The 457-nt window shown below is 49.7% G+C and carries 1 protein-coding gene; it reads left to right on the forward strand.

Annotation, left to right across the window (positions count from 1 at the left end; translation table 11 throughout):
- Positions 1-453, forward strand: a 453-nt coding sequence (locus IV91_RS19555; protein ID WP_031599278.1) for an IS66 family transposase, incomplete at its 5' end; no start/stop codon positions are given.
- Positions 454-457 lie beyond the last annotated feature (4 nt).

The raw sequence follows: 457 nt of genomic DNA on the forward strand, positions 1-457 counted from the left end.
ATGAAACGCCTGCTGCAGGCCACCTACAAGCGCGTTTCTGATTGCGAGAAGAAATGCCTTGATGATAGGGAATATGCCCGATTGCTAAAATGCTATCGAAAAATTCTGGAACTGGGCACCTTGGAAATGCCTGCTATTCCAGATAAGCCAGCAGGAAAACGCGGTAGAATCGCCAAGTCGGACGCGCATAATTTGCTGGAGCGACTGCAAAAACATGAGGCTTCCGTATTGCTCTTCGCCAGAGACCCACTGGTACCGTTCACCAATAATCGCGGTGAACGCGACTTGAGAATGAGCAAGGTCAAGCAAAAGGTGTCTGGCTGCTTCCGCTCTGAAATCTATGCCCATGCCTATTGCCGCATCACCAGTTACCTGCAAACCATGGCTTACAAAGGGGTCAATCCCATGATTGCCATTCAAATGGCTTTGGCTGGTGAATTAGGGGGCGAGTAGTTAC

This window comes from Ferrovum myxofaciens, from assembly GCF_000735045.1.
GTDB classification, from domain to species: Bacteria; Pseudomonadota; Gammaproteobacteria; order Burkholderiales; family Ferrovaceae; genus Ferrovum; species Ferrovum myxofaciens.